16 protein-coding genes are annotated in these 21,303 nt (G+C 42.6%); 1 reads left to right on the forward strand and 15 read right to left on the reverse strand.

The features are described from left to right. Position 1 precedes the first annotated feature (1 nt). The 15 genes from DC487_RS16080 to DC487_RS16150 form a co-directional block, all read right to left on the reverse strand. Positions 2-1,129 carry a clostripain-related cysteine peptidase gene (locus tag DC487_RS16080; RefSeq protein ID WP_116777000.1) on the reverse strand — a complete coding sequence of 376 codons (1,128 nt, stop codon included), beginning with the start codon at positions 1,127-1,129 and terminating at the stop codon, positions 2-4. 15 nt (positions 1,130-1,144) lie between these two features. Then, complete coding sequence (locus DC487_RS16085) at positions 1,145-2,122, reverse strand: endonuclease/exonuclease/phosphatase family protein (RefSeq protein ID WP_239016408.1); 978 nt, start codon at positions 2,120-2,122, stop codon at positions 1,145-1,147. A 77-nt stretch (positions 2,123-2,199) separates the two neighbouring features. Beyond that, on the reverse strand, positions 2,200-3,573 hold the full coding sequence (locus DC487_RS16090; protein ID WP_207774446.1) for a DUF5689 domain-containing protein: 1,374 nt from the start codon (positions 3,571-3,573) through the stop codon (positions 2,200-2,202). Between the two features lie 12 nt (positions 3,574-3,585). Then, entirely contained in the window at positions 3,586-6,336 is a 2,751-nt protein-coding gene (locus DC487_RS16095; RefSeq protein WP_116777002.1) for a TonB-dependent receptor, read from the reverse strand. Between the two features lie 86 nt (positions 6,337-6,422). Beyond that, the gene (locus DC487_RS16100) at positions 6,423-7,868 is read right to left on the reverse strand and encodes a fimbrillin family protein (RefSeq protein WP_116777003.1); all 1,446 of its coding nucleotides are present in this window, start codon (positions 7,866-7,868) and stop codon (positions 6,423-6,425) included. A 48-nt stretch (positions 7,869-7,916) separates the two neighbouring features. Continuing rightward, positions 7,917-9,512, reverse strand: a complete 1,596-nt coding sequence (locus DC487_RS16105) for a DNA/RNA non-specific endonuclease (protein WP_239016409.1) — start codon at positions 9,510-9,512, stop codon at positions 7,917-7,919. Between the two features lie 638 nt (positions 9,513-10,150). Next, a complete protein-coding gene (locus tag DC487_RS16110; RefSeq protein ID WP_116777004.1) occupies positions 10,151-10,777 on the reverse strand; it encodes a response regulator transcription factor in 627 nt (208 codons plus the stop codon). 923 nt (positions 10,778-11,700) lie between these two features. Beyond that, positions 11,701-13,146: a TolC family protein gene (locus DC487_RS16115; RefSeq protein ID WP_116777005.1), complete on the reverse strand. Its 1,446-nt coding sequence runs from the start codon at positions 13,144-13,146 to the stop codon at positions 11,701-11,703. Positions 13,147-13,157: 11 nt separating this feature from the next. Further along, positions 13,158-14,519, reverse strand: a complete 1,362-nt coding sequence (locus DC487_RS16120; protein ID WP_116777006.1) for an HlyD family secretion protein — start codon at positions 14,517-14,519, stop codon at positions 13,158-13,160. Beyond that, complete coding sequence (locus DC487_RS16125; RefSeq protein ID WP_116777007.1) at positions 14,509-15,510, reverse strand: ABC transporter transmembrane domain-containing protein; 1,002 nt, start codon at positions 15,508-15,510, stop codon at positions 14,509-14,511. Before DC487_RS16125 ends, DC487_RS16120 begins: the two co-directional genes overlap by 11 nt. A 208-nt stretch (positions 15,511-15,718) precedes the next feature. Next, the gene (locus tag DC487_RS16130) at positions 15,719-16,579 is read right to left on the reverse strand and encodes an alpha/beta hydrolase (protein WP_116777008.1); all 861 of its coding nucleotides are present in this window, start codon (positions 16,577-16,579) and stop codon (positions 15,719-15,721) included. A 192-nt stretch (positions 16,580-16,771) separates the two neighbouring features. After that, entirely contained in the window at positions 16,772-17,596 is an 825-nt protein-coding gene (locus tag DC487_RS16135) for an AMP nucleosidase (protein ID WP_116777009.1), read from the reverse strand. 68 nt (positions 17,597-17,664) lie between these two features. Further along, positions 17,665-18,915 carry an ATP-dependent Clp protease ATP-binding subunit ClpX gene (gene clpX, locus DC487_RS16140; protein ID WP_116777010.1) on the reverse strand — a complete coding sequence of 417 codons (1,251 nt, stop codon included), beginning with the start codon at positions 18,913-18,915 and terminating at the stop codon, positions 17,665-17,667. Between the two features lie 4 nt (positions 18,916-18,919). Beyond that, the gene (gene clpP / locus DC487_RS16145) at positions 18,920-19,618 is read right to left on the reverse strand and encodes an ATP-dependent Clp endopeptidase proteolytic subunit ClpP (RefSeq protein ID WP_116777011.1); all 699 of its coding nucleotides are present in this window, start codon (positions 19,616-19,618) and stop codon (positions 18,920-18,922) included. Positions 19,619-19,671: 53 nt separating this feature from the next. Continuing rightward, positions 19,672-20,142: a type I restriction enzyme HsdR N-terminal domain-containing protein gene (locus DC487_RS16150; protein ID WP_116777012.1), complete on the reverse strand. Its 471-nt coding sequence runs from the start codon at positions 20,140-20,142 to the stop codon at positions 19,672-19,674. Positions 20,143-20,225: 83 nt separating this feature from the next. Here DC487_RS16150 and holA point away from each other — a divergent pair, with 83 nt between their 5' ends. Continuing rightward, a complete protein-coding gene (holA, locus tag DC487_RS16155; protein WP_116777013.1) occupies positions 20,226-21,233 on the forward strand; it encodes a DNA polymerase III subunit delta in 1,008 nt (335 codons plus the stop codon). Positions 21,234-21,303 lie beyond the last annotated feature (70 nt).

Consider the following 21,303-nt stretch of genomic DNA (forward strand, 5'->3'; position numbering starts at 1 on the left):
TCTACTTCAACAACTGCTCATAGCCCGCTGCGCTGACCCATTCTAAGCTGGAGTAGAAGGGGAAAAGTTGTGCTTCTTCGGTAACTGGAATATAAGTCGAAAGACCAGAAAATGCGCGAATAGGCTGCCCTAAGAAGTTTTGAGTATGCGCTTTGTACAAGACAGCACGATTAATCGCGGATTCTAATTTTGATAAGTCAAAGGCTTGTCCTTGCTGTTGTTGGAACATATCTAGAAAATCGAATGCCATCACAGGACTACTACGGTCCAAATCTAGTCGCTGTACACCACTGCGGCTGAATCGAAGATTTGGGTGCGTCAATAATATTTCTTTGGTCACTTCTGCCAAGACTGAAAGCGCTTTGGTGTCGATCAGAGAAAATGTGGCCGACTGCTCCAAGCCCGATTTCTGATTATAATAGTCGATGTAGCTTCGTGCAATCTCCTGCAATCCGAATTTGACATCAGGATAATACAACATTTGGTTGATCTCGTGATAAGGCATGCCTACGCTGAGCACTTCGGTTGGTGAAGCCAAAATATAAGGAGCAATATGCCGTAGCTCGTACAGCACTTCGACAGAAGCCATGGAACAGGCATCAAAAATCAAGAAATCTAAGTTGATTGGCAAAGCTTTCTTCAAAGCCTGCACATCCATACTTCGGAAGTTGTCGTCGCCGAAAGATCGGGTCACGATGGTCGCTTTGCGCGGCAGCTCGGCAGGTGCCCAATTCGTGGCGTGCGACCAAAGGATCGCGCCGTAAGAATGCGCAGGTGCCAGGCTTTGCATATCGGTAAATACCATGCGCATAATATCCGGATCAGAAGAATCGTGATCTGCATATGTTTTTAGCACACGACTCCTAATCTCTGTACTGGTATCGTGTACGATCTGGTAAATTTTGGGCTGCTGTCCGAAGATGCGTGCGTATACAATCATTTCGCCATCAATCCCGGTAAAACCTGCTTCCATCTGATTCAGGTTATTATAGGCATCAGCTGCCAACGAATTGTTGGCCGCCATATACACCATCACCGTCCGCGTAGCAGGAAGCACCTCGTCTGTCGCCTTTTGGCAAGCAAACAAGGTGCTTAATACAAGTAGGATATATCGGTGCCGTAGCATCATTCGCTTTAAGTGGTATTACTTTAAATCTTTTACCAAATAAATCAAGGTCGGAAAGTGATCCGAATAACCATTTTGAAATACATTTCCCGCAAAAGTACGGAAAGGATATCCTTTGTAACGCCCTTCTTGTGTGATCAAAAACTCTTGATTGAAGATCTCGGATTTCCAATAGGAAAGGTTGGCGCGATCTTCGGATAACAATGGTTTTGAGATGATGATTTGATCGAAAAGATTCCATTTACCTTGATAACCTAGTGAACCTACACCACGATCATAATGTTGCCACATGGTATTGTACAATCCACCTTCACTTACTTGATCAGGATATTTTTTTGCATCTAGTACAACGCGCACGCTCTTATCAATCGGATCATCGTTCAAATCGCCCATGATAATGATCTTGGCAGTTGGCTTTTGCGCGTATAAAGAATCCACGGCAGATTTTACTATTGAGGCAGCGTGCTCACGTAATTCCGATGATTTGCCACCATAACGCGAAGGCCAGTGATTCACCAATACATGAATCTCTTCACCCGCAAGCTCACCGGTGACCAACAATATATCGCGCGTGGTATAATCTGGTAAGCGCTCCAAATGATATGGCAGCACTTTGCTGTGCAATACCTTAAACACTTTCGGGTTATACAAAAGCGCCACATCCACACCGCGACGATCGGGTGAATCATGGTGTACGATACCGTAATTGCGATTTGCGATTGCCGGCTGTTCTACTAGATCTTGCAAGACTTGGCGATTTTCCAGCTCGCATAGGCCGATAAGTGCTGGCCCTTCCGGACAGTATTTTTTGCCCAATCGCGAAAGCACTTTGGCCATGTTTTGCTGTTTCTTCTGGTATTTGCCCGGCGTCCATCGGTTCGCCCCGCGAGGCGTAAATTCCACATCGTTGATACTGGTATCCTGCACCGTGTCAAAGAGGTTTTCTAAGTTATAGAATGCCAATGCGTAGACCTGATATTGTTTTTGTTGCGCCATCGACAAAGTCGATAGCACAACAAAAAAGTAAACCAATGAAATGCTTCTTATATTCTTCCAATTCATACTTGTAGCCCTTAGTTAGGTTTTACAATGATTGGCTGGCCATTGCCACCGGTGTTGCCACCCGAAGATGAACCGTTACTGCCGCTCAATTCGATATTGTCCAATCGGAATCCAGCGGTGTTGACTGCTGCGGACGAAACAAACTCGATGGTCAAGTTTTCCGACGCAACAATGTTTGGAATCGTGACAGTATAAAATTTACCATTATCACCAGCGGCATTGGTTACCACCTGCGATGGTACAGTTACCGAAGTGCCATTTACTTTCAGCTGAATCTGGTTGAGGTTGGCCGAAGTACCTGCGTCAAATAAGTTGGCCGCTAGCTGATAGGTCAACGTCACCGTGCCTTTGTTGGCGGAGTTGATGCCTGTAATCTTCAAGCCCGATTCGCGGTTGGCTGGCAACCAGATATGCGCGCCATTGTCGCCAGATACACTGCGAATATCTGCCCATGCTTCTGCCGTAAGATCTGCATAAACGATCGGAGCTTTCATGTCAAAATCGGTAAATGCTGCTATTTTTGGGCGATTTCCAGAAGGATACGTTCCCGATCCGAAAGTTTCTTTAAAGAATGATCCGACTTGTGGTTGCTCTGGTTGTGGCTCTTGGCCGTCAAATTCTTTCACATCCGCTTTGGTGCGTAATAATAATTGCCAACCACCATTAAAGCGGCCTAATATCCCGACAATCGACCCTTTGCCTACAGGCAACATATCTTTAGCAAACGTAGAGAAATTGCTCGAGCGCACATCCAACACATTGCCACTCGCATTTTTGATTTGTTCATTGGTTGTTGCGTCACCGGTGGTGAATGCTTTCTTGCCGCCATTTGTGAAGGTGATATCTTTGATCTCGACTAGGCGATGCACCATATCTGCTGTCAAGGCATTCAATTCGACCACCTCAGGTACCACATTCGTAGCATTTGGCCAAGAATTTAAAAAGGCTTTCGCCTGAAACATTTCCCAGCTGATGCGGTTGGCGTTGGTAGATCCCATACCGATCTGAAGCTCGCCACCGTATTTCACGACAAAAAGATCTTTCAACTGGATGAAGACTTCTTGTCCGACTTGGTACGTGCCGAAGATGGCATTTTGGTCTACACCCAAATTGATGGCGCCTGAGGCGTCCTGCACATAAATCTGTTTGTAGATATTGCCCGATTCATCATTGCCCGTCACCATACCTCGAATAATCAGATTATCTTCGATAAGCTGAGGTGTAGTGATATCGGCATAACGTTGTTTCAATTGCGCAATCGTAATATTGTCCAAATTACCCTCGTACTTCGGTTCGCCGAGGGGAGGAGCAGCATATTCGCGTTCACAACCTATATTCAATAGCAGCATACATAATGCTAGCACGGTATATTTAATGGTATTCATAGTACTCATATTTTAAAAACGGTAACTGACGTTAAGAAAGACATTGGCGCCTTGCATGTAGAAATACCGCGACGCGAAACGATTTGGATACGTGGTGTCAAGACGTCCTTGTTCAAAACCACCTGTCCGGATATTTTTATTATTTAAGAGGTTGATGACAGAAAAATTTAGATTGATCGAACGACGATCTTTCAGGTAAAATAGTTTCCCGATCGACGCATCCAAAGTCACCACATCATCCAAACGTTCTTGACTGGTCAAAGTCTTATAAGCGTCAAATTGTGCCTCGTCATAAGGATTTATGCCCGCATAGTTTGATGCTTGACGACGTAACGGTGCTGCTGTCAGGTAATTACGACCAATTGCATTGGCCGAAACTTCGAAAAACCAGTAATCGTAGAAATAGCGTGCAGCTAATACACCCGCAAATTGCGGTGTGCCAGATACATAAAGATCTTTCATGTACACGGTTTCTTCGACATCGACCAGCTTGCCATTTTCCGAGTTCATGATGCCCAATGGATTGTTGGCATAGTAATATTCGGCCATCGTACCGATGAAATCAAAATTCCAGTTGTCGTCTAAGCGATAGGTAAGCGCTGCTTCTATACCGCGGTGCACTTTATTCACGCCTGTTAGATTATGGAATACGAAGGTTCTTTCAGAATCGTGGTAATACGCCATACGCTCCAGTTGGTCGTAGAAATTGGTCTGGAAAGCCGAAATTCGTCCAGCCAAGCGCGGCATGGAAAACGTGTAATTGATGTCGGATGCGAATATTTTGCTGCTGGTTAAGCCTTTCACCACCTGATCGGATACACGTGACATAGCATAAGCGCGATCTGGAATCGGTGCTTCAGTAATGTAACCGGTATTGGCAGAAAGGTAATGTCTTCCATCGAATTTATACGTGACACCACCTTTCAGCGTGTAATCAAAGAAATGATGTTTGACACCTCTGCCAAAAGAATTATTCGGGAAGCGACCATTCTTCATGTTTCCGTTTCGCTGGAAATCGGTGTAGGTTAGTTTGGTGCCGTAAAAGAAATCGACATTGCCAGTTTGGTGCGTATTGGTTACCCAAGCATTCACCGATTGTACATCGATATCAAAGTCATAGCCAAAGATATCACCCACATATGCACGACGATTCGGGAAGTTCAAATCATTCTGATTGATGATGCTATTGCCCCGGTTATCGCGCTCTGCAAACTTGTCAATGTCCAATACGAAGTCTGATCCAAGTAGATCATCGACTGTTTTATATTGGAAAGAACGGGTTTTGCGCGCTTCTACGCCTGCGGTCAACCGAACATTATTGTCATACAACTTGTTGAATGTACTGTTGATGGTCGCTTCCAATAAATCAGAATGCCGTTTTTCGACCATATACAGGGCTGCACCCAGATTCTTGCGACGGTGCTCTGGATCCATATTCTGGCGGTACATTTCTGCCCAATTTACCTGTGTGATCGCCGGATTGTTGGACATCCAAAGATCACGGTAATAGTCGTACGTCGTCTGATCGGTGTTGGCTGGATCCATCGCAAAGTACGATGGCAGGTAGCGATAATAATCTGGTCGTGGATCCGACGCATCGTACCAGTTGAGTGCCGAGCTGGAATAACGTCCGTAGTGCAATAATCCACCCGATGTCAACGAAGTTTTCTCATCGATCTTCCAGATGTGCGATAGTACGGCCGTCGGGTCGAATGCGTTGACCATGCGTGAATTTCGGGCTTTGCCATCTTGAAAACCCCAGTTTGGGTTGTACAGATTGTTGCCCACTAGATCGTATACTTCTTGGAAGGAAGAACCTTGCTGTCCGCGAACCACGGGCGAACCGTAGGTGACTAAGGAAATAGAATGATCACCTTCAGCCCATTGTTTCTCCAAAGACAAGGCGTAGGAAAAGTTATTGTACGAAGTACCTTGTATAAATCCCTTGTCGGCATAGCGACCGCCGATCGCTCCGGTAACTGCCCAACCATTGTCCATCAATCCGGTGGAATAGCTGAACATGCCGCGCGCATAATAATTACGATTGGTATAAGAACCGGTTACTTTGCCACCTTTGGCATAAGAACTGGCTCGCATATTGATATTTTCGGCACCACCAATGGAACCGAAACTGAAGTTGCCAGCGTTGTTGTAGTTGATGACATCCCCGTTACGCGTCAAATCATTCAAAGCGCCGATAGAGGCAAAGTTGAATACGCGGCGGTATTGATCATTGGCCAATACACCGTTGACATAGGTTTGCTCAAAAAATAAGTCGTATCCCCGTACGCGGAACCGAAATGGAGATAACTTGAATCCCACCTTATTGAGGTAAAGATCGTTGGATAAGATGACCGATGTGCGGATATCCTGTCCGTGGAGGTCGCCATCTTCACTCAATACATCATCGTCGATTACGCCCAGAATGGTTTGTACATCAATTTGATTTTCTTGTATTAGTGCGATAGCTGGTAAAGATTTTGATTCGCCGGAGGCAATGGAAATCGGTAGGCGAACGCTGCGAATTCCGGCAGATTGAATCACTAAAAAGTCGTCACCTGCTTCGAGGTTGACAAAGATGAATGCACCTTCTGCATCGGTCGTAGCGGTCTGCTTATTGTTCTCAAGCGACAGAACTACTCCAGCAATAGGTGTTTTATTTTTCTCGTCGATCAGTGTACCACTGAGCTGTGCTTTTTCTTGCGCAAAAAGCGCCTGATAGCAGCCGAGGAAAATAAATAACACGTATAACGTATTACGCATAGTAGGGGATGAGTTTATTGGAAATAAGCAAGAGGAGGATTACCTCCTCTTGCCTGTTGTAAGGTTGGTTTGGTTTGTTCGGATAATTATTTTGTGCCGACAAGTTTTACGTCGTCTAAACGAAATCCTGCTGTATTAGTACCCGTCGTTTTAAATAAGATCGAAGTAGTAGCTGATGCAGTTACGCCCGTTAGTGTCAACTCGATAGGGTGTACTTCGTCTCTACTTGAGGAAGCCTTGCTTGGTACAGCGAATTTTTGTCCGTTGACGTATACTTCAAATACATTAAGATTGATTACATCGTTTGCTACTAAGTTGAATGATAATTTAAGGTCGCTATATCCTTCTGTATTAATTCCAGCAATGGTCAATGTAGCATCTGTTCCGATATTACCACCTGTAGCAGCTGCCGCTGGAAACCATATGTTGTTACTTCCGGTAGCGCCTGTACCTCTTACATCTGAACGAGTCGTAGCGTCGGAGTATTGTAAACTTGGGTTGTCCCAGCCAGTGAAAGATGCAATTTTGGTGTTAGATGTTACTTTTGTTGCACCAAAAGTCTCCAAGAAAATAGTAGATTCTTCGCCAGTTCCAGGTACTTCTGGCTCTTCGCCACCACCTTGCTCATCTAGACCTAAGTTTACCGATCCACCCGGTACAGTAGTCCAGTCTTCTATAGTTGCCGCTCCAGTAACTACCACTTCGTTACCGCCAGCTTCTGTTTGCAATACGATATCGTACGTGTACTTTTTACCTGCCTCAAACTGAAGACTTGCTGGCAATGTCCAAGTGAATGAAGAACCAGCTACGGTAAATGCTACTTGTTTAGCACCGTAGTTTCCTGGGATCACAATCGCTTCTACCAATTGAGATGCTGTAGCTGTTTGAGCAGTTGTTTTTGCCGTAAGATTTTGAGATCCTGCAGCAATAGTCATCGCGCCAGTTGATAAATCAAAAGTAGCTGTCGTGTTTACGCTATTATATGCTACTGATAATCCAGAAACAGAAGGAATGCCAGTTCCAGCTTTTACGTTAAGCTCTACTTTTGCTAATTGGTGCTTGAACGCCAAGTTAGCAGTACCCGAAGTTTTTGATAATCCAGTTGCGTTATTAGAGTACAAGATGTCAATCGCCGCTTGATTGGATTGATCCGCCACGTTGACAGGCAATGTCGTGCCTGTTAAGCCTGCTGCATAAGGATAGTAAGCAATGAAATCTACACTACCTGTCTCTGGGTAGTTGATGATATCTGCACCTTCTGCACTGAAATTACCGTTTCCGGCAGTGGTGTATTTCTTATTCATCGCTAATGCGCTGCCTAAGTTTGCACCTTGTTTCATGAAAACGCCGATCGCATCGTTGTTGTCCCATTTGTTGCCTGTAACGCGTGTGCTCACGTCGCCACCAATGCTGGAGGTAAATTGTACCTGTCCATTGCCTTCTGGCACTAAGTCACGGTACGCATCATTCTTACACGAATGACCGAAAACTAGCAGAGCTACTGCTGCTCCTAATAATTGATTTTTTTTCACGGTAATTTAATTAAAATGGTTTTTTTAGATAGTATTTATGAATAGGTATTAACGCCATATTTGGGTGTTGATGGTGGATTTCACTGCATCTGGCAAAGCTGGGAAGAATGTGAAACCTGTTTCTTTTTCTAGTTCAGCTACGGAAGCCGTATAGTTCATGTAGTTGACATTGCTGGCATGGGCGACGTTGTTAAATCGGAATCCGATCGTGTAGTAGGTGGTACCGCGCTTCATAGCCAATACTTTGTAATAATACTTTGGCTTAACTACATTTCTACCCGAGTTATCGCTTACATATTCCAGTGTTGTGTTGCTAGCGGAAGTGGCCATCCCGCCCGTCACGACATAGACGGTATCTACTCCGGATTCGGTTGCCCAGCTACGCACTTTATCTTCCAGCCTAGCCCACACATTTTGGTTTAGTGTTTTTGCCTGCGGTGTCATGTTCGTGTAGTAGAACGTTTGCTCGTTTTCGCTGCGATTTGCTGTACGATCACCACTTGGTAATTGATGTCCACGATCAATACCTAAAGAAGCGTTGTTAGGATATCCACTTGATAAATCGGCTTGAAACAGACGTTGGATTTTTGGATCAGGATCATAAGCCCAGCGATCTGTACGGCTCAGGCCGCCCAGGTAAGCATCGCATAATGGATAAGCTACCCATTCCGCTAGTTTGTAATCGTTGTTGTATAGCATGGAATAATTACGACGGCCAGATCCCATTTTGAGACTGTATACTTCATTCGCGCCAGCGGCTATAATCGGTAACTCCATGTAGCTAGCTGTCGGCGTAGGCGTCACTTCACCGCCCGTGCCCAAGGTCAAATCGTACTGATAGCGATGTCCTTTGGCAAATTCAATGTTTGGCGTGATGTTCCAAGTGTACGCGTTGCCATTGGCTTTAGTAAAAACAATTTTTTGTGGAGCGGTGCTTTGTCCGGGAAATATAGTCCAGCTGATAACCGTTTCGTTTAGCTCATTTTTGGTGATATGAGCAGGCACATTGATCGGCGTTTGTGCGGCTTCAAAGGTGCTAGACGCCAAGTTAAATACAGCGGAAGAGGCTAAGCCGATCCATTCGGCACGGATACCGTTTAGGTCACTGCCCGCCACTTTAAATTCGAGTTTGGCCATCTGTCTTTCGAAGGAAAGTACCACAGGCGCACCTGAAATCGGCGATGTTCCTGTACGAGCGCTCACCATAAAATCAAGTGCTTCAGGCTTGCTTTGGTCCGCAATGTCTACCAAAGGCGCTACATTATTTAATCGGCGATAAGGATAGTAAGCCAGAAAATCTACCTCTGTGCCGCTTGGCATGATGAGTCTGTCTGCGGCTTGCTTCGCCACGAAATTACCATTGCCATTAGTTTGGTAAGCTTTGTTGAAACCTTCATTGACGATGCTACTACCATCTAATGTAGCTCCTTTGCGGTACATGAAAATACCGATGCTATCCTGCGCATCCCACTGTGTGCCTTGGGCACGGGTACGCGGTAGTCCTGAAATTTCGCTCGAAAAATAAATGGTTTCATCTTGCTGCCCTTGCAGCACATTGGATTCCTTTTTACAGGAAGAAAAGAATAGGACACTCACAAATCCTAGGCATACCCATCCTCGGGTATCTGCTTTAAAAATCTTCAATCGCTCTAGTTTTTTTTACACACTTGCTAATAAAAGGAAGGAAGTCGTTTGGTTACTTCCAGCATTTCATTAAGTAGATTAACAGGACAAAACTATGGTTGTTATAACACCTAAAAATTACCGGTTTGTGAACTTTTTGTTAACAATTCAAAAGGTGAATAGCTTCAGGTTTTGATTTAAAAGTGAATTTAAATCTGTTTAAAGGAAGATTTGCATTTGTTGAGAGGATGAAATGTTAATGGCAGTTGATGCTTAGAAGGGAGGAGCTTGCTAAGGACTTTAGGACTTTGGTGTACAGGTTTTTGAGAGGGATTTGTGGTTCTTTGTTGACACCTTTAAACTAATAGTTCCGATTGCATAAACAGAAGTCCTAAAATGTAAAAAGACATTCTGATTAATTGTGGTAAAATTGCTACCAAACATGAGAAATACGGTTTTTGTGAAAGTTTTTGATTGCTAACTCACTTAATACACTAATGACGCAATCGTTCTATAGGACGATTTGTTTTAGATTACCAAGTACATTTTGGCAGACTATCTTGCTAAGTCTTTCAGTGAAGATTGGCTTCAGTTGCCATGTACTTGGCGATAGATTAATAAAAAGATATAGTTGTACCGTAGTATCGAATTAGTCAAGATTAGCTCGCCATACTCATTAGATCGGTCAATTCTCTTTGATTTACCACACCTAATTTTGTGTAAATTCTATTTTTGTATGTGGAAACCGTAGACGGCTTGATCGATAGTAATCTTGCAATTTCAATTAGTGGAAGACCATTACGAAGAAAAGTTAAAACGGTACGTTCGCGTTCTGAAAACTTCTCAAAAAGCCATTGTCCAGAAGCATGATCTGGATAACTTGCTAACGGCCTACTGCTTTCTAATGCGGGTGGAGACGATTTGCTTTCCGCAAAAAACTTTACCAGCACCTCCTTCATATGATCTAATTTTGAGCATGCATTTATAAATGCATCCGCTCCCGCGTCTAGTAAGCGAGCTGCAAATGCCCGCTCTGTGTAGTGCGAAAAAAGCAATATTCTAATTTCAGGGCGAATACTTCTAAACTTCGCAATCGCAGAGATCGAATGATCTCCACACATGTCTGTATTTAGTATTAATACATCAATATTTTCATTTCGAAGGATAGTACAAGTCTGATGGTGATTGCTAGCTTCAAAGATTCGAATCTCTGGTTTAATGCTCTTAACAAGATGTATTGATCCAAAACGTACGACTCCTTGACTATCGGCAAATAATGTGTTCATAGTGATGTTGGTTAAGTTGCTATATTGAAGAAAATATAATCTTTTCCTTTTCTGCTCAGCGTATTGCTGCAGTAGAAAATTTCCTATTTAATTCATTAGCGATCATGTTTTGTAATTGTAGGTTGGTTTACTAGCTAAAATAAATGGTGTTTCCTTTTCTATGCATCTAATATCACATGATAATAAGAACTTTGGTATAATCCGTCACAATTATCCTTATCGGCAGATTCCAATAGCGACCTTCATAATCGCAGCTTTTGTGTAGGTAATACTGATTTATCATATTCTAATCTTATAATCACATATTTGTTAATAAATCGACCCTAAAACGAGTGTAAATTATTTGATTAATTCCTTTGGTGAAGAATAAAATTGTCCGTACCCCAGTTCGAAGTGGGGTAAGTTACTTAATTCGCAGGACGTCAAATTCTTGTGCACTTTCATTTTGGACATTGTGATTTGGTTGTAACGTCTCATCGGTATGATGTTAGCTTAATTTCTAATGTAATATTACTGTCTTTAAGACAGTTATTTGCCATAGATCGAATTCATAATTTTTTTTTGTAGACGAAACACTACAAGCGTTTTGCTCTTATTATTTTTGCGATATTTTATTAAAATGACACTAAATAATATTTTTTAAATAAAATATTGAATCATTTATTAGTATTAATGCAATTTAGTTGCGTGCGCGACATGAGAAAAAAAGCTGAACAACCGTAGAGTTTGATTTCGCACGTCAAGATATACACTGCAACGCCTCCGGCTACCTTAACGTAGGATCGGAAAGTTTGTAAATTTTGATGGCAATGGTAAAGTTTTACTTTGTTCTGAACTATGACGGTAAGTGCACAATTGTATCAAAAATACCCAAAACATGTATCATGCAATGGGTTAAGCAAAGAATAGATAAATAAAAAAGATTAAAACTCTGTGGTGCGCGTGCCAGCTTTGTAGTACAACCCAGCTAGTGCTTTTTGATATGCAGCAATGAGATTTTCGCGCTGGCGCTGCATATCTATCAAAGTTGTCTCTCGATTATTGATGATGAATAAGGTGCTTTCTCCAAGTTCGAATTTTTGCAATTCGCCTGCCAATAATATCTCCTGATTGGCAATGCTTTTTACCTGTAGTCTCAGTTGCTGTGTATAGGCTGTGAGATCGTTATAGGTAGTATTAATATCATTACGGATATTTCGTCCTACAATTACTTGATCGTACCGGAGTTGATCTTGCTTAATGCGAACTTCCCGCAATTTTCCACGCTCACCACGTAAGAAAAGTGGAAAAGCAAAGGACATTCCTAACTTATAATTGCCCCAATTAAAGTCATAAATTGATGGTATGGATTCGCCGAAGTTGCGCCGGCTCGATATCAGGGTACCCGAAATATCCAATCGAGGCTTTAACATTTCGCGCCTGTATCGCTCTTCAATACTGAGCTGTAGTCCCTTACTTTCTAACATTAGTAATTCTGGGTGTTGCTGTTCAGCCACTTCCAACAAATGCGATAAAAGTTGGGCATCGGCTGTTAAATCACTGATGTTTATGGCAGAAGGTCTTGCGCGATCTGGTAACTCCACTGGTAACTCTTCTGCATTCCAAAGATGATTGGACAAGATCAATTTTCTGTTGCGAAATTCGATGGCGTATTTCGCTAATTGCATCTCTCGCTCTTGTAGTGTAATGGCCGCTTCTACCGAGTCAATCGGAGGCCGATCGCCAAGAACAGTTTGTGCGCTAATTGCTCGAAATCGTGTGTCGGCTAGGCGAACTCCTTCTTCAAGCAATCGAAATTGCCGGTAAGCATAATACCAATCCCAATAATCTGATACCGCTTGATACCAAAGACCATTAATCTGCTTTACCTGGTCTGCCTCGGCATATTCTACCATGGCGCGCGCTTGCTTTAACGTGTTTCTGCGACTATCAATTAACAATCCTTGCCCCAGTGGGATGCTAAGACCGATGCCAGAAAGACCAGTATTAGGTGTGCGACTTTGTGGATTGGTAAACATACCCACATTACGATCATAACCTACCTTCAAGTCGGCGCCCGCTAACCATAGTGGTACTTTTAGTTCGCTGCTCCAGTCATTGTAATAGTCTGTTTCCCCAAAATATTTGCTTTGAAAATCAGCGTACAATGCGGGGTCAAATTTCCCTAATGCTTGCGTTACCGAAGCACGTGCAGACTCGCTTAATAAGTTAATTTGCTTTAAAACCGGGTGATTGCTGAATAAGAAATCTTCCAAGTCTTGCAATGAAAATTCTTCCGTCAACGATGCGGTTGTATCTGTCTGGCCATAGGCCGCAAAGCGAGCAGATGACGATAAGCCAATAAGGATGAGTAGTATTAGTCTAATCATGATTATTGAAATTAATCTAAAGCGTGTCCGCCTTGCTCTTGTTCCAAACTAGGTGGGAAACCATTCAATTGTCTCCAGATCTCATACCATAGTGGCACCGGGCCTAGGATAATTCGTGCATATACACCAGAGCCTACACGTAACTGTATTGGCCAATCATCATCCCCATTTGGGACAGGATTAGCTGGACGAATGAGTACTCTGTACTTACCATTTGTACTGCTGACTTTGTCAATGACTGTTACGCTTCCTGCAAACGTACCTACAGCTACCGAAGGCCATCCGGAAAACTGAATGGAAGGCCAACCGTCAAATTGTAGACGCGTATCATTTTCTAGGCCAATAAGTGGTACATCCATCGCATTGACATAGATCTCCGCAGCCAAGAGTGGTTTCTTCGATTGCAATGTAGCAACCGATTCACCTTCTTTTATTGTCTCTCCGATACCCGCTTTCAATGTTTTGACAATGAAACCATCTTGCGGTGCGCGTACCACATACAATCCGCGGCGTACATCAATATTGGCGATCTCATTTCTTAATTTTGATATATCACCTTGCGCAGATGCCTTAGTTGATAAGGCAGAACCTAAATCCGACTGCGCTTTTGCCAGAGATTCGTTGTATCGAGCGCGAATATTGTTTAGTTCAATCTTGGCATTAATATAAGCTTGCCGAGAGTTGGATAATTTATTCTCTGCACTTATCACTTTAGCGCGATCGTTCTGTAGATTCAATCGACGCGTCTCGATATCCGTTAGCGAAAACAATCCATCGCGATAGCCTTGTTCATAGCGTTCCAGTCGTGCTACACTGGTTTCTAGAAAACTCTTAGTAGCTACAAGATCTGCACTATCAATTTTCACGACATTTCGGGCCTGCTCAACGGAGTTGGTTGCCGACTCTAATTGATATTGAAGTCCATTTCTCAATGCCGCAATTTGCGCTTCTGTTGCGATCATTTTCTGATCGGCAGCATCTTCGCTGCTGCGTTTGGCTTCGAGTTGCTCGTCTAAGCGAAGTGGCAATTCGGGGTCGAAATACATTTGTGCAATCTCGGAAACTACTAACAACGTATCTCCCTTTTTAACTTCATCGCCGTCTTTTACAGCCCAATGCTCAATTCTGCCACCAATTTGGTTTTGAATCGTCTGAGGGCGATCTTCCGGCCGTAGCGCAGAAATGGTTCCTCGCCCAGGAATCGTTTGCCGCCAAGGCAAGAACAATAGGGCCAAGAATATAACACCTGCGACCATGAGTACGCGTCCTATAAATATAGGGCCACGGTTCGGGATCAGCTTCTCTTCGCTTTCTCTGGTTAAATCGTGCCAGTTGACCACTTCAGGATCTACAGGTCTGAATCTAGTAGCCATAAGGTACAGCGTCCTCCTCTAACGCCAAATCAGTTACCGCACCTAGCTTTACACTACCAGTAAGCATATCGAAAATAGTATTTAGATTGGTGAAAAGTTTCTCTATAGCATAGCCCACCTGTACGATCAGGACTTCGGCGGCGACAAACTGTCCGAAAGTCATTTGTCGCTCTACGACAAAATACGATCCTAACAATAGCATCGATCCGAACAATAAAGTTCTCAGTATGAGCGAAGCACTAAAGAAACGTTTTAGGATTCGAAAATGTAAATTTCGGGCAGTAAGATACTTACCCGTAATTATATCTGTGTCGGTAATGATTTCCTGCATTTTTGCTTTATCTCCTCGATATTGTTCGATGTTAGCGGCGACATTTTCTAGATAAGCTACCGTTTCATACTTGTGCTCAGACTCTTGGATACTCGCATTAAGTCCGTTACGATAGTAGATGGCGATTACGATAGCAATAAGTGCGATAACGACCACACTGAGCACGATAAACAACGGATGATAGAATGATAAAAGCACCAGACTAGAGAATATGGTTACCGCTGCGGCAATTAAATCAATCAATAATTTGATAATTCCCTTTTGGATCACGATAACGTCAAAAAAACGATTCACTAATTCGACTGGATTTTTGTCTTTTAATTCCGAAGGTTGAATGCGGGGTAAGCGGTAGGCAAACTCTAAAGAAGAACGGAGGAAAATTTTTTGCTCCAAATATTCCACTAAACTAAGCTGTCCTATCAATAGTAAGCCCGCCACAACGACACCTGTCAATACGAAAGCAATCAATATATACGTCGAGCTGTACATGGCGCCGTTTGTCAAAAAGTTGAACACAGCAGATATTCCCAATGGTATGCTCAGGCTGAATACGCCGATCACCACGGCGTATAAAAATATGTAATTGATGGTTTTCCGTTCTGGATGCAATAGCCTAAATAGTCTTTGCATCGGAGTAGGAGCTCCAGGTTTGCTAGCCATAATTAGTAAATAAGTAAAATTTTGTTAATCCCTTCTAATCGAAAAGAACCCTTTTCTGAATAGATGTAGCGATCATACAGAAGGTTCAGATCTTGCTCATTAAAGCGGTTCAGCATGTTACAAAAATAAAAATAACATTAGAAATCTATCAATTAAGCGTCTCGACTTTGCGAATTATTGAAAATTTGACATTAATATTGGGAAATTTCTATTTTGCTAGAAAGGATTTAATCTTGTTAAATACATTTTCCATGTCTGGTGTAGAAATACTGTCTTTTACGCTATCGTAGCTAATGAATTCATGATCGATTCCGTTAGCAATTAAACGCTGACCAAATGCTTCTGCTTGAGTAATGGGATATTTAGAATTATTTGTATCATGAATGATCAAAAATGATGGGCTCCTCGCAGAAATGTGTTGAATAGGTGATGCATTTTCATAATGAGAAGCTTGATTATGAGGGGCTCCTCCAATGTAAGCATGTAAAGCATATTTCATTGCTGCAGTAGATTCATTGTGGATAGCCAATAGATCAAATGCGCCAGAAAAAGCAATGCTACCCTTTACTCGTGTCGATGTTTCTGCGCTCTTGAGCGCATACAAAGAGGCTAGTTGCGCTCCAGACTCTAAGCCAGCCATGTACGTATCTGTCGAGATCTGATAGGTATGTGCTTGCTCGTAGATGAAATCCATTGCCTGCAAGACGTCTTTTTCAGCATCTATTGCCGTTATGCCATTACTATCTGTAGCTAGACGGTAATTCATTGTAAATAATGCGTAATCAGGGAAATAAGCTTTCAAAAGGTCCACAGAATTATCGTTAAGACCAACATCATCTTTGTCGCCCGAAGACCAATCGCCAGCATGCAGGTATACAATTAACTTGGTATGATCTACACTTCTCTTTGCCGGCAAGTATACGTCCATGCTTTGCAGTTCATGCTCGCCGTATTTTACGTTGCGCAAAACCAGATCCTGATCCACGGGGTAATAGGCCATTACTTCCTCTTTTGCACAAGAAGTAATTAGGAATATGGTAGCAAAAAGAAGTAGTAGCGCACTTTTCATTGTATTCAGGTCGACACAATAAGCGTTGAATACGCTCTGTATCGAGTCCTAAGTTACATGAAAAATTTGAGATATAAAATTCAGGATTAGGTGGTTAGCCTAAAAAAGTGCAAACGGATTGTTATCAACGACTTGCCGTAAGCAAGTACATTGATACATCCGAGAGGTAGATGTTTGTTTTAGTGTGTTGGGTTAGAATTGGAGGTGTTTTACCGTCAATCCGTTGTTTATGAGTTGTTTGAGCGCGTCGATACCGATAGTGATGTGCTTCTCTACATATTTGGCGGTGACAGATACATCTGATTGTGCTGTTTTTACACCTTCGGGAATCATAGGCTGATCTGATACGAGCAGTAAAGCGCCGGTAGGAATCTTATTAGCGAAGCCTACGCTAAAAATAGTAGCTGTCTCCATATCTACACACATAGCACGTATAGATTTCAAGTATTTCTTAAATGCTTTGTCGTGCTCCCACACACGCCTGTTGGTAGTGTACACCGTACCAGTCCAGTAATCAGAGGAGTGATCACGAATTGTAGTCGAGATGGCTTTTTGTAATGCAAAGGCTGGTAATGCTGGTACTTCTGGTGGGAAATAATCATTAGACGTTCCTTCTCCACGAATGGCCGCAATAGGCAGTACTAAATCACCAATGTTGTTGTTTTTCTTCAAGCCGCCTGCTTTTCCTAAAAAAAGTACAGCTTTTGGTTTGATCGCTGATAGCAAATCCATGATAGTGGCCGCCATTGGGCTTCCCATTCCAAAGTTGATGATGGTGATGCCGCCAGCAGTACAAGTCTGCATCGGTTTATCTAGGCCAAGAATAGGAGCGTGGTCGTTCATTTCGGAGAAGATCCGCACATAATTAGAGAAGTTGGTCAATAATATATATTCCCCAAATTCTTCCAGCGGTCTGCCTGTGTATCGTGGCAGCCAATTGATGACAATGTCCTCTTTACTTTTCAGTCCTGGAATGACCGGTGAGTTTTCAAGTTTTGATTTTTTGGTTTTGCTCATAGAGTCCTTTCGTTTTTAAATTTATGATGTGAATAAAAACCCCCGCACGAAGGCGAGGGTTGGATGTCTTAAGCGACTTGCATCTTTTTGATATCCGATTTGGCTATCTTCTTCTTCGCGTAGTCGAGCGTGACATGTAATGTTTTATCGCTTTCGTATTCTTTACTGGTAGGTATTTCAAACATAGCATCCAGCATTATCGCTTCGCAGATACTTCGCAGTCCACGTGCTCCTAGCTTAAACTCCCAAGCTTTTTCGACAATGAAATCGAAAACTTCGGGTTCGAACTGTAGTTCGACACCTTCATATTCGAATAGTTTAGTATACTGCTTCGTTAGCGCGTTTTTAGGTTTTGTAAGAATGCTCAATAGTGTTTCTTTATCCAATGGATCTAGATAAGTTAGTACCGGCAAGCGACCGATCAACTCGGGAATCAATCCAAAGTTCTTGAGATCCTGTGGTGTAATATACTTGTACAGGTTCTTTAAATCGATGTCTTGCTCATCATCCTTCATCTTATAACCAACAGTTTGCGTACGCAAACGATCTGCAATCTTCTTTTGGATACCATCGAAGGCGCCACCACAAATAAATAGAATGTTGCTGGTGTTTACCGAGATCATCTTTTGATCAGGGTGTTTACGTCCACCTTGCGGTGGTACATTTACGTTAGTACCTTCTAGTATTTTCAACAAGGCTTGCTGTACACCTTCGCCAGACACATCGCGTGTGATGGAAGGGTTGTCGCTTTTGCGTGCAATCTTATCAATCTCATCGATGTAGATAATTCCGCGCTCGGCTGCTGCCACATCGTAATCGGCTGCTTGCAACAATCGTGTAAGTATACTTTCCACATCTTCGCCCACGTAGCCAGCCTCTGTTAATACCGTAGCATCCACTATACAGAAAGGTACGTTCAGAATCTTGGCAACCGTTTTGGCAAGAAGCGTTTTTCCAGTACCCGTCTCGCCGACTACAATTAAGTTCGATTTTTCGATCTCAATTTCATCTGGATCTACACGCTGGTTTAATCTTTTGTAGTGATTATATACCGCTACAGAGATCACTTTCTTGGCATCATCTTGTCCGATCACATATTGATCAAGGTGTTCCTTGATCTCCACCGGCTTGATCAATTTCAAGACTGTTTGCAAGTTTTTACTTTTGCGTTGTTTGAGTTCTTCAGCGAGTATTTCGCTAGCCTGTTGTACACATCGATCGCAGATATGTGCGCCATCTCCGGCGATCAGCATCTGTGCTTCGCTTTTGCTTATACCGCAGAAAGAACAATGTATATCTTTTTGGTTCGACTTACTCATCTTCTTATTTAATTTCCTTTTTTGGCATCAAAATCTCATCGATCATGCCATATTCTTTAGCTTCTGCCGAACGCATCCAGTAGTCACGATCGGATGATTTCTCAACCCAGTCATACGTTTGTCCGGAGTGCTCGGCGATAATTTTGTAAAGCTCTTCTTTCAACTTCAGCATTTCTCTCAAGTTGATCTCCATATCAGAAGCAACACCTTGCGCACCACCAGAAGGTTGGTGAATCATTACGCGAGAATGGCGTAATGTCGCACGTTTTCCTTTTGCTCCAGCTACCAATAATACGGCTCCCATAGATGCTGCCATACCAGTACAAATTGTAGCTACATCTGGAGCGATGTATTGCATGGTGTCATAGATGCCCAAGCCGGCATATACACTGCCACCAGGCGAATTGATATAGATCTGGATGTCGCGTTGTGCATCCGTAGATTGTAAAAACAACAATTGCGCTTGTACAATATTGGCTACCTGATCATTGATCGCATCGCCCAAGAAGATGATTCGATCCATCATCAAACGGGAAAAAACATCCATTTGTGCCACATTCATCTGACGCTCTTCAATGATATAAGGCGTAAGGTTGGTTGGCATATTGCTTTCTACACGACCGATAAAACTATCGACATGTTGGCTGCCAATACGGTGATGCTTGATAGCGTATTTTCTGAATTCGTTTTTATCTATATTCATATACTTAACCTTTATCGGAATATTTGTGTTTTAAATTACGTTTTTTTTGTTGCTTAAACACGTTGACTACTGTTTTGAAAAGTGGGAAGCTCTTCTAGAAAAGTAAAATCTTCACGTTCAAAGTCTATTGTACAATAATAATGCTCAATTCCATTACTGACTAAAAGTAAGGGTATTTTGTGAATTTTATTATAATTTGCGATTTGAGAAAATGTTTTTTCGGAAATTTTGACAGTCGGCGCTTTGAATTCTGCCAGCAAGATCTTTGCGCCTGCCGTATTATAAATCAGTAAATCGCTGCGCTTTTGTAGGGTGTTCAGTACTAGACCACCTTCAATTTGCATGAGACTTTTAGGGTAATTCTTGTAATTATGCAGGTAATGAATCCAATGTTGGCGTACCCATTCTTCCGGCGTAAGAACTAATTTTTTCTTCCGCAACTCATCGTACACATAGGTACAATTATCACCTTTGGTCAATTTTAATGAGCAGGGAGGAAGATTCAATGGAATAGGTGCGAACATTTGCAAAAATACGGATAAACAGAGAAATCTACAACCGATGGCTTATTGGCCGGTAGGCCGATAAAAAATCGTATTTTCGTACAGTGGATGTTAAAGCAATTCTAGGAGATATAAAACGTAAAAAATTCAGTCCGGTGTATTTACTACATGGGGATGAATCGCATTTCATTGATATCGTGTCTGACGCGCTGGAAGATACAGTACTCAATGATGCACAAAAGGGATTTGACCAGACTATATTATATGGGAAGGAGACTGACTTTATGGCGATCGTCAACGTAGCAAAACGCTACCCGATGATGAGCGACTATCAGCTGGTACTAGTTAAGGAAGCTCAAAACCTAAAATGGAAAGACGATGACCTGCTGCAAAAATATTTAGAAGCTCCGACGCCAACTACCATCTTGGTGTTGGCGCATAAGTATGGCTTGGTTGATAAGCGAAAAAAAACCTACAAATTGTTGGATAAAGCAGGTGTAGTGCTAGAATCCAAAAAGCTGTACGATGATAAGGTGGCTCCCTGGATCGCCGATCAGTTTCAATCAGTCGGTCGAGAAATACATCCGCAAGCATCTGCAATGATGGCCGATTATTTGGGCACTGATCTCTCGAAGGTGGCCAATGAGATTGAAAAGTTATTATTGAACGTTCCCTTGGAAAAGGAAGTTACCGCTGACGATATAGAAAGAAATATTGGGATTAGTAAAGATTTCAATGTCTTTGAACTGAACACGGCGCTGACCAAAAAAAATGTGTTCAAAGCTTTTCAGATCGTAGATTACTTTGCCGCCAATCCTAAATCTAACCCAATTCCGGTCGTGATTGGTTCTTTGGGAAGTTATTTTACCAAAGTATTGAAGTACCATTATCTGCCCGACAAATCTTCGCAAGCAGCGGCCAAAGAACTTGGAGTACACCCGTTTTTCACCAAAGATTATGAGTTGGCGGCGCGCAATTACTCGCGCCGGAAGACTTTTGATGTAATCAACCTACTGAAGGATTATGATCTGAAATCGAAGGGAATGCATGTGGGACCCAATACCACGCCGGGTGAGCTTTTGCGCGAGCTGGTGTATAAAATATTGCATTAAGCAAATAACAATCGTATGCCACAGATATGGATATGTGCAAATCAACCTTCACCTGCTCATTTGTTGAGCC

The sequence above is a fragment of the Sphingobacterium corticibacter genome, from assembly GCF_003076635.1.
GTDB classification, from domain to species: Bacteria; Bacteroidota; Bacteroidia; order Sphingobacteriales; family Sphingobacteriaceae; genus Sphingobacterium; species Sphingobacterium corticibacter.

Coding starts and splice junctions, on each gene's coding strand:
- clpX (WP_116777010.1), bottom strand. CDS start 18,915: ATGAGTAAGTCGAACCAAAAAGATATACATTGTTCTTTCTGCGGTATA.
- DC487_RS16080 (WP_116777000.1), bottom strand. CDS start 1,129: ATGATGCTACGGCACCGATATATCCTACTTGTATTAAGCACCTTGTTT.
- DC487_RS16130 (WP_116777008.1), bottom strand. CDS start 16,579: ATGAAAAGTGCGCTACTACTTCTTTTTGCTACCATATTCCTAATTACT.
- DC487_RS16150 (WP_116777012.1), bottom strand. CDS start 20,142: ATGTTCGCACCTATTCCATTGAATCTTCCTCCCTGCTCATTAAAATTG.
- DC487_RS16115 (WP_116777005.1), bottom strand. CDS start 13,146: ATGATTAGACTAATACTACTCATCCTTATTGGCTTATCGTCATCTGCT.
- DC487_RS16125 (WP_116777007.1), bottom strand. CDS start 15,510: ATGGCTAGCAAACCTGGAGCTCCTACTCCGATGCAAAGACTATTTAGG.
- DC487_RS16135 (WP_116777009.1), bottom strand. CDS start 17,596: ATGAGCAAAACCAAAAAATCAAAACTTGAAAACTCACCGGTCATTCCA.
- DC487_RS16095 (WP_116777002.1), bottom strand. CDS start 6,336: ATGCGTAATACGTTATACGTGTTATTTATTTTCCTCGGCTGCTATCAG.
- DC487_RS16110 (WP_116777004.1), bottom strand. CDS start 10,777: ATGAACACATTATTTGCCGATAGTCAAGGAGTCGTACGTTTTGGATCA.
- DC487_RS16090 (WP_207774446.1), bottom strand. CDS start 3,573: ATGAATACCATTAAATATACCGTGCTAGCATTATGTATGCTGCTATTG.
- DC487_RS16120 (WP_116777006.1), bottom strand. CDS start 14,519: ATGGCTACTAGATTCAGACCTGTAGATCCTGAAGTGGTCAACTGGCAC.
- DC487_RS16085 (WP_239016408.1), bottom strand. CDS start 2,122: ATGGCGCAACAAAAACAATATCAGGTCTACGCATTGGCATTCTATAAC.
- clpP (WP_116777011.1), bottom strand. CDS start 19,618: ATGAATATAGATAAAAACGAATTCAGAAAATACGCTATCAAGCATCAC.